At 39.5% G+C, this 14,192-nt stretch carries 13 protein-coding genes; 2 read left to right on the top strand and 11 right to left on the bottom strand.

What is annotated here, in order from left to right; all coding sequences use genetic code 11:
* Positions 1-25: 25 nt before the first annotated feature.
* The 7 genes from FTV29_RS08620 to FTV29_RS08590 form a co-directional block, all read right to left on the bottom strand.
* Complete coding sequence (locus FTV29_RS08620; RefSeq protein ID WP_180075368.1) at positions 26-748, bottom strand: hypothetical protein; 723 nt, start codon at positions 746-748, stop codon at positions 26-28.
* 12 nt (positions 749-760) lie between these two features.
* On the bottom strand, positions 761-2,782 hold the full coding sequence (locus FTV29_RS08615; protein WP_159138282.1) for a hypothetical protein: 2,022 nt from the start codon (positions 2,780-2,782) through the stop codon (positions 761-763).
* 234 nt (positions 2,783-3,016) lie between these two features.
* Complete coding sequence (gene dcd, locus FTV29_RS08610; protein ID WP_004280726.1) at positions 3,017-3,586, bottom strand: dCTP deaminase; 570 nt, start codon at positions 3,584-3,586, stop codon at positions 3,017-3,019.
* A 123-nt stretch (positions 3,587-3,709) separates the two neighbouring features.
* A complete protein-coding gene (locus tag FTV29_RS08605) occupies positions 3,710-4,303 on the bottom strand; it encodes a LysE family translocator (RefSeq protein ID WP_100329137.1) in 594 nt (197 codons plus the stop codon).
* Positions 4,304-4,568: 265 nt separating this feature from the next.
* A complete protein-coding gene (gene apbC / locus FTV29_RS08600; RefSeq protein WP_180075367.1) occupies positions 4,569-5,834 on the bottom strand; it encodes an iron-sulfur cluster carrier protein ApbC in 1,266 nt (421 codons plus the stop codon).
* A 279-nt stretch (positions 5,835-6,113) separates the two neighbouring features.
* Entirely contained in the window at positions 6,114-6,947 is an 834-nt protein-coding gene (locus FTV29_RS08595) for a hypothetical protein (RefSeq protein WP_005097864.1), read from the bottom strand.
* A gap of 376 nt (positions 6,948-7,323) precedes the next feature.
* On the bottom strand, positions 7,324-8,127 hold the full coding sequence (locus FTV29_RS08590) for a hypothetical protein (protein WP_159516134.1): 804 nt from the start codon (positions 8,125-8,127) through the stop codon (positions 7,324-7,326).
* A gap of 225 nt (positions 8,128-8,352) precedes the next feature.
* On the opposite strand from FTV29_RS08590, the gene metG reads away from it, so the two are divergent.
* On the top strand, positions 8,353-10,410 hold the full coding sequence (metG, locus tag FTV29_RS08585; RefSeq protein WP_180075366.1) for a methionine--tRNA ligase: 2,058 nt from the start codon (positions 8,353-8,355) through the stop codon (positions 10,408-10,410).
* 53 nt (positions 10,411-10,463) lie between these two features.
* Here metG and FTV29_RS08580 read toward each other — a convergent pair whose 3' ends face one another.
* The 3 genes from FTV29_RS08580 to FTV29_RS15300 all read right to left on the bottom strand — a co-directional run bounded on the left by FTV29_RS08580 (position 10,464) and on the right by FTV29_RS15300 (position 12,174).
* On the bottom strand, positions 10,464-10,889 hold the full coding sequence (locus FTV29_RS08580; RefSeq protein WP_180075365.1) for a hypothetical protein: 426 nt from the start codon (positions 10,887-10,889) through the stop codon (positions 10,464-10,466).
* Positions 10,890-10,891: 2 nt separating this feature from the next.
* Positions 10,892-11,710, bottom strand: a complete 819-nt coding sequence (locus tag FTV29_RS08575) for a hypothetical protein (protein ID WP_257224497.1) — start codon at positions 11,708-11,710, stop codon at positions 10,892-10,894.
* Positions 11,711-12,057: 347 nt separating this feature from the next.
* The gene (locus FTV29_RS15300; RefSeq protein WP_086044934.1) at positions 12,058-12,174 is read right to left on the bottom strand and encodes a hypothetical protein; all 117 of its coding nucleotides are present in this window, start codon (positions 12,172-12,174) and stop codon (positions 12,058-12,060) included.
* 269 nt (positions 12,175-12,443) lie between these two features.
* On the opposite strand from FTV29_RS15300, the gene FTV29_RS08570 reads away from it, so the two are divergent.
* Positions 12,444-13,424: an MBL fold metallo-hydrolase gene (locus FTV29_RS08570; RefSeq protein ID WP_180075364.1), complete on the top strand. Its 981-nt coding sequence runs from the start codon at positions 12,444-12,446 to the stop codon at positions 13,422-13,424.
* Between the two features lie 77 nt (positions 13,425-13,501).
* Here the strand turns inward: FTV29_RS08570 and FTV29_RS08565 are convergent, their stop codons facing one another.
* Positions 13,502-14,125 (bottom strand): LysE family translocator, encoded by a 624-nt coding sequence (locus tag FTV29_RS08565; RefSeq protein ID WP_180075363.1) that lies wholly within the window; start codon positions 14,123-14,125, stop codon positions 13,502-13,504.
* Positions 14,126-14,192: the final 67 nt, after the last annotated feature.

Genomic DNA, 14,192 nt, shown 5'->3' with positions numbered 1-14,192 from the left:
CCTTATGCTGTACTTGACGCTGCAATTAACAACGACTTTGTGCCCCACCTGTACAGTTATAACCAAATATTTTCAAATTACCGGACATATGCAGATTTCCATGAATATTCAATCCCATAAAACCTTTTTCAGCCCCCTTATCAAATGAAGGCACATCTTGTGTCGAGGTAGAAAAACCGCCTTCGGTATTATAGGTGCGTGCTGTATAAGTGTCATAAGTACCTGTATTGGCATAACCTTCTAGTGCACCACCCCCTGTACCCGTTTCAATCGACACTGTACTGAAACCCAAGTTTCTGATTTTCAAAGGTTTGTCATCATAAAAGCTGACTTTCATCGCTGTTTGCGGTTCATTACGATGATTAATGATGGTTGTTCCATCGATAGAAAACTTGTCAATCTGAATCGTGCCCTGAATACCTTTAAATACTAACCATTTTTTATTCCCATTGGCATCGACATGATTATTTGGGGCTATTGCCAAACGGCAAAACTGTTTTGTTGCACCACATGTTGTCGGATCTAAAACATAAAATACTTCTAGTGGATTATCATTTCCATCAAGTCGAGAAATTGTATCTTTGGTTAAATCTGTGGCGTAAATATGATTTAAGGATAAAGTCCAGTTAAGGTCTGCTCCGCCCTGTCCTACTGTCTCAGTTAACTCTTGCTGATTAAGGACTTCCAATCCGGCTTGACTGAGCATAGAGGTACATATCAATGCGCAGAGGGTCAATAATTTGGACATTTTTATACTCCCTTACAGACCAGTTGTTCTAATTTTTAAATGCTGAATCAGTACGCCATCAATGACTGCAGACCCAAAATTCTTACTTATACCATCAGTACTCTTGAATACGACTCCCGTGGAGTTGGGGCCATCTTTGGCGCGCAGCAAATTTGTTCCTGGGATACGCTCTGTAGTCCCTATTGAAATACTACTGTGAGTGGCGTTACGGCCTTGATAAAGCACGGTCGCATCTGAAGCATTATTTTTAATCGGCGTACCACAACTATAGACATTACAGGTTGAACCTTTTAAATCAGATTCTCCTAGTCCACCCCCATAATTCTGATAAATTTGATTATAGATAGCAGGAATATTTGGAATACGTGTCACTTCTAAAATAATATTATTGCCTTCTGAACCGACCACAAAAGGCTGATACATATTACCGAGCACCAGGTTAATATTTGGACTATATAAATATAAACCCTCAGAATCATGAAATATGGGAGCAGCACTTCCGTTTAAGGCTGGGGTCGGGACATTACCATCAAGTGCATCTGTTTTTGCTGCGGTACTTAGACGAATACCTTTACTGTTAAGATTGCTATCGCTACTGCTTAGAGTTTCTGGCCGATCATTGGTATTTAAACGAACGATACTTGCCATTCCTAAAGTTTGATTATAGTCCTTATTATCCGATTCCAAGGTTTGGAATAACCGAACTTGCGAACCATTTAAACTGAGACCATTGGCAACAAATTGCGTTCTTAATCGGTAATTTGTATCAAGCCCTGAAGTGGGCCCACCTGTTATAGGATCGACAACATTAGAGGAATTAAGCTCACGTGCAAAAATATCACTCCAAAACCCCAATTTAATATTATTATCACTTTCATCTGGAGCAATCTTGGCAAGAGGCGCTTCTAGAGCAATATAGCCTACATCTTTAGCAGCGTCCTTAAACTGTTTGACGCTTTCAGTTCCTGCCCGGAATAACCAAGGATTATCTGCAGATCCCCAACTAAAACCCTGATTACTGTATCGCGTGCTCAGCGAGTCATCACTTTTTGATAATGCCAGACCATAAATGAAAACATCTGCCTTGGTACGCAGGCTTCCAATATTGGCATTTTGTGCAGCAGCTTTTGCCATATTTATTGCATTTCGTACAACTTCATCATGCACGGTATTACTGGCTGTTGTTGCCTGTTCTTTCGCATAATCTGCAGCCAACTGATTTAGCATTTCAGTGGTCTTGGCTGCAAGCTGACTATCTACTGTATTTTTAATGACATTTGCACGAACATAGCTTGGAAACTGCTGTTTAAAACTTTGGTAAAAAGGTGAATTTGGAAGATTCGCTGCATAATTATTTCCGTATAACAATTCAATCATTTCCAGAGTATTTTTAAGTGCAGCTGCTTTCGACCGATCAGTTAACCATGGGGTAATTGACTCTTTTGTTGTACCATCATTTACAAAATTCAAGCCAGCTGAACTACCATTATAATAATCAGCATAACGCTGATCATAATACTGTTTCATAATTGGTGAATCGAGATATTGTTGGACTAGACTACCACGATAGCTAGCAGCATATTCAGCTGTAATTTCACTCGCTACGCGGGTGCGATTGTCTGTAATATAAGCATCTCGGCTTGATGCATACGTATCTCCATATACATGGTTATAGATTCTCGCACGTTCAGCTAGATAAGCATTATGGTAAGTATTGCTATAAACTTTATCGTATAAACGCTCCCCTAGCTTTTCATAGTTTTCACCAGTTGGAATAATGCGAATAAAACCTGTATCCGCCTGTCCCGGATTTTCAATACCTCTGGCATAACTGGAACCAGCAGAAATATCTTTAGGGCCTTGAAACACCATTTTAAAATCATCAAGTACGAGCGCAACCCCCTCACCCGTGGTGTCAGAAAGAGAAGAATCTGATAATTCCTGCATCGCATGCGCAGAAGGCAACAGGATTAAACCAATTGTCATTGCTAAATAATTTTTGCGAAATTTAAATAGATCTTTTATCTGAGTCATCTCACTCTTTCCTTTTTATCCGATGCTCCGCATCTTTATGTTTCAGCTTCCCAGCCGCTACATTTTGTTTTTTATGATGCATTGCATCTTTTTTATGGTTATTCGGAATCTATTATGCTGACTTTTAATACAGATGCCAAAGTCAATTGAAGTAAAAACCTGAGTTTCCGATGAATGAAAATCTCAAAAAAATAAACGGGACATATAGTCCCGTTATTCAATATTTTAAACTGCTTAGGTCTTCGGCAAAGTAACGCCAGTTTGGCCTTGATATTTTCCGCCACGATCTTTATATGACGTTTCACACACTTCATCAGACTCAAAAAATAGCATTTGTGCGACACCTTCCCCTGCATAAATACGCGCAGGAAGGTTGGTGGTATTTGAGAACTCTAAAGTTACATGACCTTCCCACTCTGGCTCAAGCGGAGTGACGTTGACAATGATACCGCAACGCGCATAAGTCGACTTGCCCAGGCAAACCGTCAGTACATTACGTGGAATACGGAAATACTCGATGGTACGGGCCAATGCAAATGAGTTCGGTGGAATAATACAAACATCCGATTCAATATCAATAAAGCTGCGTTCATCAAAGTTCTTCGGATCGACAATTGCAGAATGCACATTGGTAAATACTTTAAATTCCCGTGCACAACGCACGTCATAACCATAGCTCGATACGCCATACGAAATCAGCTTTTGACCATTTTCATCCAAACGTACCTGGTTTTCTGCATACGGTTCAATCATGCCGTGTTTTTCGCTCATTTCGCGAATCCAACGATCAGACTTAATTGCCATTGATATAATCCAAAAATCTTAAAAACAAGTTATTGCGACGTACTTTAACTGAAATTGCCCCCAATGAAAATAAGTGAAGCGCTTGCAGCCACAGTGGATAAAAAATTGCTGATAGATATCAGCTTATAAACTTAAAAGTGCAGAATAGCTTAAAGGAATCGAAAAGCTCATTAACACCAGTGATGCGGTTTTTTGCAGGTTTTTTTGATTGAGCCAGCGACTGTTTTTTCTGGCCAGTATTGAGCCGAGGAAAGTCCAGAAGAATGCAATCGGAATCAGCAAAACCAGGAATACTAACATATGAGTCACATAGTGCTGACTGCTTTTCCAGACAATCACCGGAAAGATCGCTGAAGCAAATAAAAGTGCTTTAGGATTTAACAAGGTTGCCAGAAATAGTTCTCGTGCACGAATCGAGACATTTTCAAAATTTTCACTGAGTTCTGCCGTGCGCCATAATTTCACAGCCAGAAAAAGGATATAGCCGGCACTAAACAGCTTGAGAATGGTCGGCAAAAGCGGAAGATGAACGGAAATTTTTCCGATCAGAATGCCCCAAAAGCTAATGGCAATCAGATAGCCAAAGGCTTCAGCAGGAATTAAACGAAATGTTTTTTTAAATCCGACCTGTATGCCTGAAGATGCCAATAAGGTATTGGTTGGGCCTGGTGTTAAAAGAATGGTTGCCACTAAACCAATAAAAAACCATGAAATCATAGTTTGACCTCGCTCTAATCCGCGTAGCATAGAATAGTTCGGTCAATGCTGCAAAAAAATAATTGTAAGAGAACATATAATCAGAATTCACACTGAATTAAATCAATTTAATTCAATCACTTGAAACCATTTTGGGAACCAATACGCAACAGTCATTTCAGTCAATTTTCTTAATTTAAAGCTGTTTATTTCCGTGAATTATTAATAAAAAAGCCCTAACTTGAATTAGGGCTTAAATATGTGAACTCTCTATTTAATGGGTCAATTAGAAAATTCGGCTCTGATCTTTTTCGGCCTTAGGTAGCTGCGCTGCAATTTTTTCTGCAATCAGCATATAGCTTTCGGCTGCATCATCTCCGGCAATGACTGAAGGTGTGCCAGCATCGGCATTTTCACGAATTTTCGCGTCTAAAGGTAAGCGACCTAATAATGGAATATGATATTGCTCAGACAGCTTATCTCCACCGCCTGTGCCAAAAATCTGCTCTTCAAAACCACAATTTGAACAGATATGAGTCGACATATTTTCAATCACGCCCATGATCGGAATTTGCACACGGTTAAACAGTTCAATGCCTTTGGTCGCATCAAGTAGGGCCACGTTTTGTGGTGTGGTGACAATCACTGCACCGGTTACCGGAATGCGCTGTGCCAATGTCAACTGAATGTCACCTGTACCGGGTGGCATATCAATCATCAGAACATCAAGATCTGGCCATAAGGTCTGGTTAAATAATTGCATCAATGCACCGGTGGCTTTCGGTCCACGCCAAGCCACTGGAGTATTGTGATCACCAGTTAAATGGCCAATCGATAACACTGCCATTCCATAGGCTTCGATAGGGACAAACTGTTCCGCTTCGATCATCGGCGTTTTGCCCGCATTACCGAGCATGGTCGGAATACTCGGACCATAAATATCGGCATCCAGCACACCGACCTTTAAGCCTAATTTTTGCAGAGCCAGTGCCAGATTCACTGTAGTCGTCGATTTACCTACACCGCCCTTGCCGGATGACACCAGAATCACATTTTGAATACGTGGATGTTTTGGTACATCACGTTGCTGAGGTGCAGCTTTTTGAATCGGTGGATTATTGGGATCAGCTTCTTCTTGTTTTGCAGGCTGGGCGGAGGCATCCACCACAGGGGGAAGATTGGGTTTTGCTTCTGCTTTAGGCTGACTGGAACAGCTTTCACCTTTGGCATGCTTATGCCCGCAGCCATCCGATTTATGACTTTTAGACCCAGTTTTTTGCTGAATCACATGCATATTCAGTTCTTGAATACCACATTTTTGCAAAGCTTGCGCCAGTTCATCATGGATTTGTTGCAGATCTTGTTTTTCTTCAGGATAAGTATTTAAGGTGATTTGTAGGATCTCAGCTTGAACATTGACCTGAGTAATACGCTGTTTGAGCGGATCATTTGAATTTGGCAACAGATAGTTTTGCAATACTTTTTGCACAGCTTCTTCGTTCACCTCCTGCGAAGGTGAAAAGACCGATTTGAGCGAAGAAAGCCACGACATAGGTTACTCCAAAACTATAGATAGATATCCGAATGGCATAGTTTAACGGGGTTTTCGCTTAAGGTTAAGCACTCTGCCGAGAAGATCGAGGAGATATCTGCAATTTCCAACCATTTTACTTGGTTTTGTTGGATTGTAGCGGATAGGCATGCTAAAAGTGAATCAATCAAAGTAAAGCCAACTGGATTCTTTTTGATGTGAAAAGAATTTTTATTGATTTTAGGTGTAGCAAGCCACTTTAACCTTCTTTGATTAAAGTGGCTCTACAATAATCACAGTCTATTTATGATTTTTATTATTTTCAGACTTGTGCTGCTGATCCTTGGCATTTTTATCCTGATCTTCTTTAGATTCACTCTTGTCAGACTGACCTGATTTCGATTCTGAATTTTGAGCTTTGGCATCTTTTTGCTGATCAGAATCATTGCCCTGAGATTGATTTTCTTTCATTTTATTCATGCTATCAGCCGCCATCTGTTTCAGCTCACCCAGCTTGGTAGAGGCTTCACTGACTAACTCAGTAATCTTCTGTTTTGTATCTTCAAACTTATGTACAGCCTCATCTTTTAAATTGGCCATGCTTGCCTGTTGATCGGTCTGAGCTTCTTTAGCATTTTGTTTATCTGACTGATTCGATGATTTATCTTCAGTGCTATGATCAGCTTTTGCCTTTTTTGCGTCATCTGAACCTTGATCATCATTTTTCTGACCGTTGGACTTGCCATGTTTTAGCTCATTCAGAAGTTTTTCGCCTTTTTGTAATAGCTCCTCACCAATCGCAATGGCCTTCGCTTTTAAATCATCCATCTTAAAGCTTTCAGTTTTGTTATCTGATTGCTCATTTTTCGAATTATCTTTTTGATCAGATGGCTGCTCTTTAGAGGCTTCATCCTTCGATTCCGAGTCAGCGCCTGTATCTTTAGAGTTTTGTTTGCTATCAGAATTTTCATCAGTCTGGTGTGGCTTTGTATCTTGTGTATCATGCGACTGATTGTGCTTCTGATCATTCTGGTTTTGCTTTTGCTCTTCTTTGGCTTTCTGATTTAATTGTTTCTCATGTTGTTCTTTGTCTTGATTTTGCTTTGAACTATTGCTCTGGTTCTGCTGAGTCATGAGGTACCCTCCTTAGGCATATCATATAAACAATCAGCCATTTTTTAGCACAAAGCGTGGGGCAAATCGGGCGCAGTAAGCAAACTGCAACAAAGCCTGTACATGTTGTTGCTATTGTTTGCAGTCTGTAGCATGAGCTGCGCCCAATCAGTATTGCAAAGATCAATAATCCAACTCTTTTGGATTCTGGCGATTCAAGTCAATCGATTACTTGGGGTTTCGACAAAGTCTGGCTTGGTAAGCCTGTCAGCACATTTTCTTTGGCTGCCCAATTCAAATGCCGTCATAGCATAATGTCCAAAGCCAAAGAGTCAGTGTTGCCAATTCACAGCAGATGTTTATAGGATGCAAATGCATCAGGAGATATTATTTCAAGTCAGACACGCAAGGTGCTCATAAAGCTGACCGCAGAGAACAACCAGATCAACAGAATGAAGCTGCGTGCTTGATTGAAGTTGTCGACATCTGTGCCATGTAGCATGTTATGACGGCTCATGGTCACATTCGAGCTTGAATCCATTTTATAGGCAGCAAGTTCAGCAAAATACGGATTCAGTTCAATCGCAATTTTAGACTTATGCCACAGGCTTTTAATTTCATTGCCTTTTAAACCCGGTACGATTTTATAGACATCGACAAACTTGGTACCATTTTGCTTGAGGAAACCTGCTTTGATCAGGATATCTGTCAAAATACCTTCGAGCTGCGCATAGACATTTGGAATACAACCGCTGTAAAAGCCAAGTTTGTACATTTTCAAGCTTTCAAGCAGCACCAAACGGCGCTTGGCTTTGATGTCTTCATCAATCTCTAAGGCATCAAAGGCTTTCAGCATTTCAGTTTGGAAATATTCGCTATTGATCATATCGAGTAGCTTAAATTGCTCAATATCTTCAAACTGGTGAGTGGCCGGCCAAAAATGCATCAAATTTAAAGCATCATTGGCAAACTTTGCGCCAATCGGTTGATCGAGCTGATCTGCCAGCACTTGGAAATAAGCATCTTGCGCGACTAAACCCGATAAGTTTTTGATTAAAAGTGTATGTTCATCTGCCGAGATGTCTTCAAGATAAGCTTCTGCATCTTTTAAAATCTGACTGCCCAACTGTTTTTGACTCGCTGCATTTTGTTTAATACGCGTGACAGGTTGGTCAAAATCAAAATCATCTTCGTCAATCATGGTTTTCTAGCTCAAAGCTTTTAGATCAATGGCCTATTATCACTGTTATTGGCAACGCAATATAGGGAAATCTACATTTCCAAGACATTCTGTAAATACAAAGACCTTTCGACACGAATTCCCGGTGAAATGGAATTGATTCGCTTAAAGGATTGCTTTGTATTCGGACCTGCATCAGGTAAAATCATCCACCTTGCATAATATACGAATGAGAGAGTCATATCCGTGCGTAATATCTTAGTCACTAACGCCCTTCCATACGCCAATGGCCCGATTCATATGGGTCACCTACTCGGTTATATCCAAGCTGATATTTGGGTACGTGCGATGCGTGCAATGGGTCATGATGTGACTTATGTCTGCGCGGACGATGCTCACGGCACAGCCATCATGTTACGTGCTGAAGCCAACGGAATTTCACCGGAAGCACAAATTGCCAATGTGCAAAAAGAACATATCCGTGATTTTGACGGTTTTGCGGTGCACTTCGATCATTATGATTCTACCCATAGCGATACCAACCGTGCACGTGCATCTGAAATCTATCTCAAAAACCGTGATGCCGGCAATATCGCGGTTCGTCCTGTCACCCAGCTTTTCGATCCTGAAAAAGGCATGTTCCTCTCCGACCGTTTCATTAAAGGCACCTGCCCGAAATGTAAAGTAGAAGATCAATATGGCGATTCATGTGAAGTTTGCGGTGCAACTTATAATGCAACCGAATTATTGAACCCACATTCGACTTTAAGCGGTGCAACACCCGTCGAAAGATCATCTGACCATTACTTCTTTAAGTTGCCGAATTTTGGTGAATACCTGCAAAAATGGACACGTGATGAAGGCCGCTTACCGGTCTCGATTGCCAACAAGTTAGATGAATGGTTTGAAAATGGCCTGAATGATTGGGATATTTCGCGTGATGCGCCATATTTCGGTTTTGAAATTCCAGACGCACCCAACAAATACTTTTACGTGTGGGTCGATGCGCCAATTGGCTACATGTCGAGTTTTGAAAACTATATCAAAACCAAACGTCCTGATTTAAGCTTTGATGACTACTGGAAAAAAGATTCTAAAAATGAGGTGTATCACTTCATTGGTAAAGACATTGTGTATTTCCATGCGCTGTTCTGGCCGGCAATGCTAGAAGGTGCTAACTACCGTACGCCATCAGGGTTATTTGTAAACGGTTTCTTGACTGTAAATGGTCAGAAAATGTCGAAATCTCGCGGCACATTTATTAAAGCGGAAACCTATTTAGAGCATTTAAACCCTGAATATTTACGCTACTACTTCGCGTCGAAACTTTCGGATAAAGTTGAAGATTCTGACTTGAATCTGGATGATTTTGTGCAGAAAGTAAATTCTGACTTGGTTGGTAAAGTGGTCAACATTGCCAGCCGTTGTGCGAAGTTCATCAATACTAAATTTGACAATAAATTATCTGCAACTTGTGCAGAGCCTGAATTGGTTCAAAGCTTCATTGATGCGGGTGATTCAATCGCAGCGCAATATGAGTCACGTGAGTTCTCTGCTGCGATTCGTGAAATCATGGCACTTGCAGATAAAGCCAATCAATATATCGATGAGAAAAAGCCTTGGGCGCTGGCGAAGCAGGAAGGCCAGGAACAACAAGTACATGACGTATGTTCTGTCGGTATTAACCTGTTCCGTCAATTGGCTGTTTATTTGGCTCCGGTGTTGCCAACACTGGCGCAACAAGTTCAAGATTTCTTGCAATTAGAATCTTTCAACTTCGCTTCTCGTGAAACGATTCTGCTGGGTCATGAAATTGCATTGTTCCAACCATTAATGCAACGTGTAGATCCAAAAGCGGTTGCCGCAATGGTCGATGCGTCTAAAGATTCTTTGGCTGCCCCTGCTGAAACAGCAAAAACGGAAAAGAAAAAAGAGAAGAAAGCATCGACGAAGCCTGAAGCTAAAGTCGGCGAAGCTGAAATTATTAATATTGATGATTTTATGAAAGTTGACCTGCGTGTGGCTGAGGTTTTGGAAGCTGCAACGGTTGAAGGTTCTGACAAACTTCTTCAATTGACTTTAAATGTAGGCGAAGCTGAACCACGTAATGTGTTCAGTGGTATTCGTGAGTTCTACCAACCTGAAGACTTAAAAGGCAAATTGGTGGTAATGGTGGCGAACCTTGCACCACGTAAGATGCGTTTTGGTATTTCTAACGGCATGGTTTTAGCTGCGGGTAATGGCGAAGGGGTTTGGGTGATTTCACCTGAATCTGGTGCTAAACCGGGTGATAAAGTGTCTTAAAATCAAGATCGAAAATAAGAAAAAGCCTCTACTGATGTAGGGGCTTTTTTATTTTATACTGATAAAGTCCCTTTGAGATTTAGAATAGGTAATAGCACACCATCTAGCTCTTTTGTCATATCACCTACAAAACAAATTACACTATTACGTGGTACTTTCTTCAACCATTTTTTAACTTTAATTTTCAATGGGGTTTGTCCAATTTTAACCTCTTGAAAAATTAGAACTTCTTTACTTGAAGATGTAATATTACATAAAGCTGCTAGTGTAGCTTCCCCTAGTGGTGTCAAATGTGGTTCTCCATTAATCATTTTTCCACCAGCCAAGCAACAAAAAATCGGTTTGTCATCAATAAATGTTTTAAGTACCAAATATCTTAATTTCACATCCATTGGAAGTTTATTAAGTTTTTTTATCTTTAAATCACACTGCAATGATGATTCAACATTTTCTAATAAGTAAGATTTAATGATTGCCATTATTATTCACCATTAACTTGATTCAATCTATTTATGATAATTTTGTAAAACATTTCTTCTCTTGATGTAATAAACTCGTAAAAATCAGCTAACTCTTTTTCAATCTGACTGTTAACAGTAGGAACTAATGATTCATTTTCTACTTCAATAAAATCTAATGCTTCAAATAAATTTAATATTGCAACTATAGCTCCCTGATAAAATTCCTCACTAATTTTTTGTCTCGTTAATTCCTCTTTGAGATCTTCTATAAGTGGGTTAACAATTTGAGGGAAAATTTTTCGGAATGGCATACCTTCCTTTATAGATACATGCAGTACTAACAATACTAAATGGACTATAGTATTACCCTCTGAAACTAGCTTCGAAAAAGTATTTGCTCCATTATTTCCTGCATAATTTGTAATATTATTTTCTACAAGAACATCTAATGCTTCTGAGATTTCATTAACCTTTGAATGAGAGCTCAATTGAATATTTATACTAGATTCAATATTTTCACGAATATTTTCTAGGTTTTTTAACTCATTAGCAAAATCACTTTTAGATTCTTTAACTATATCTACGATTGAAATTAGCTTTTCTATTTGTGTATTTAAAGATGTGCTTGTATTAACCTGAGAAGCTGATTGGAAGTAAGAATAAATAATTGCTAGTAGGGCTAGTACTATTGAAACAATTGTTCCTGAAATGGAAATGTAATTCAGTGCTGAACCACTACCAGCATAAAGAAACGCAATACATTGCACAATGAATTGCACAATCATAATAAGAAGTATAACTAGCAGCCATTCTCTCTTTGAAAATTCATCTGTATCCATTAAAGCATTACTAATGTTTTATATTAATAATTAAGCTAACATACTTTCAAAATATTTGTAATTCCCCAACAAAACCAAATACTTAAAAAATAAAAATTTGATAATGAATTTAAAACCCTTATTCATCACTCTAACCCTCAGCACAGTAACTATCTCTCCTGTTCAAGCTCCTGAACCCAATACCATCTAAGCCCCAAAATAAGTCGCGGGTTACCACCATCATCAAATTGGTAATATCCAAATCACCGCCCTACTCGATAGTACAAACTACTTAAATCTATCTATGCTTAAAGGCTTAAGCAATAAAAAAGCCTCTATTTCTAGAGGCTTTTTTATTGCTGGGTCACTTAGCCTTGCAACACAAATTCCCAAATCACATAGCCCAGTCCAAAGCCCAGTAGTGAATATAAGGTAATAATGAAAAATACAAAGCTGGCATTGTTTTTTCTTTTCCAAAAACTCATCGCGACACCCAAAGCTTATTCGTAATACCCCATGTTAACGAGCTTTTCATAAAAAGTGAAATATATCTAAGCATTTTATTTATAATAATATTTTAATAAAAAGCAGGTTCTTAACTTTCAAAAAATCAATATACAGATTCAGACTGAATTTTTAGTACAGATGCCAAATCGCCATTTCGATTTAAAAAAAATGGTAAATATATTCATATTCTTTTTTGCTGGCATCCGTGCTAATAAATAGAATTGACTTTAATTACATAAGAATAGCCATGAAATACTTTACCTCTTCTCTCGTCATGTCACTGCTTGCTTTAGGTTCAATGGCGGGTATCTCTCAACCCCATGCACAAACCGTTTCTAGCACCCAACAACAAAAACAGGTTCCCGGTTATTATCAACATAACTTCGGGGATTACCAGATTACTGCCCTACTAGATGGGACCAATTATTTGTCCAAAGCCTTATTTAAAGATATCCCAGCAGCCCAAGCCGACCAAATCTTGAAAAAATACTACGTCGATCAAGCTAAAGGCATCCAAACCTCCGTGAATGCCTTTCTGGTAAATACAGGCAAAGAACTGGTCTTGGTGGATAGCGGTGCTTCTAGCTGTAATGGGCCAAACTTTGGGTCTATTTATTCAAATTTACAGGCATCTGGACAAAAGCCTGAGCAAGTCAATACGATCTTATTAACGCATTTACATCCTGATCATGTTTGCGGCATCAGTAATAACGGCGTCACCAATTTTGCCAATGCGAATATTTATGTATCGCGAGCCGAACTGGATTTCTGGATGAATCCTAAAAGTGTAGAAAAATTACCAAAAGCAAAACAGGCCGGTTTTTTGGGTACAGTCGATAAAATCAAGAAAGCCATCGCACCTTATCAGGCCAAAGGTCAGTTAAAGACCTTTAAAGCTGGCGATAAAATCCATGGTTTTGATGTGATCAGTTCAGCGGGGCATACACCGGGGCATTTTGGATTTAGCTTAAAATCCAAGGGTCAGGAGATGATATTTATTGGGGATATTGTACACTCCCATACCATTCAGTTTGACCGTCCACAGACCGCTATAGATTTTGATATCGATCCGAAAAAAGCGGTTGAAACCCGCTTAAAGTATTTTGCGGAATATGCAAAGAATGGCCAGACGGTGGCAGCACCACATTTACCATTTCCGGGAATTGGGCATGTTTATTCTAAAGATGCTAAAAGCTATCAATGGATTCCCGTGCATTTTAAAGATTAAGTTCAAATGATCAGCTGTCCCTTGGAAAGCTAGTAAGAATGATCACTTTCCAAGGATGATGACTTCAAGTGTTGAAACTATTTCATCCCGAAAATAAGTTTTAATCCGAGCACGGTCATCACCACACCTGCTGCCCGATCAAACAATGCCTTAAACTTTAAATACACACGGCGCGGCTTTTCAGCAGAAAGTGCAATGGCCACCAGTGAGCACCAGCCAGCATCAATAAAAAAACATAAAATGGGCAAAGCAAAGTAGAAATAGTTCGGAATTTCTTTTGGTAATAAGGCGGTAAAAATACTGGCCAGCACAATCGCAATTTTTGGATTCGACAACTGCGTGATTAAACCTGTGGTAAAAGCGCGACGTAAAGACATCTGTTTGGTAATGCTCGAATCTGCCTCAATCGGATCTTTGGCATGCTTAATAATTTTAAAAGCCAGCCAAAGTAAATATAGCCCCCCACAAATTTTTAAGGCCAGATAAGCCGAAGGCACAGCCAGCAAAAATGCCTGCAAACCCAATACTGCCAGCAAACCGAAAATTGCTGCACCTAGACCAGTTCCCAGTGCAGTAAATAAACCATGTTTACGTGAAATCGCAATTGAATTTTTTGCCACATAAATAGAAGTCGGCCCGGGACTCATTGCACCTAACATCAGGGCAACAGCAATTGAGCCTAAAATCCAGAATGATTCCACGAGATAACCTGACTTAAAAATTGAAGGATTATTTTAAGCAAAAACCGGATGATTTGCTTTAAAAATT

It is taken from the genome of Acinetobacter sp. YH12254, assembly GCF_013417415.1.
GTDB classification, from domain to species: Bacteria; Pseudomonadota; Gammaproteobacteria; order Pseudomonadales; family Moraxellaceae; genus Acinetobacter; species Acinetobacter pseudolwoffii.
This window is presented reverse-complemented; position numbering and strand designations above follow the sequence as displayed.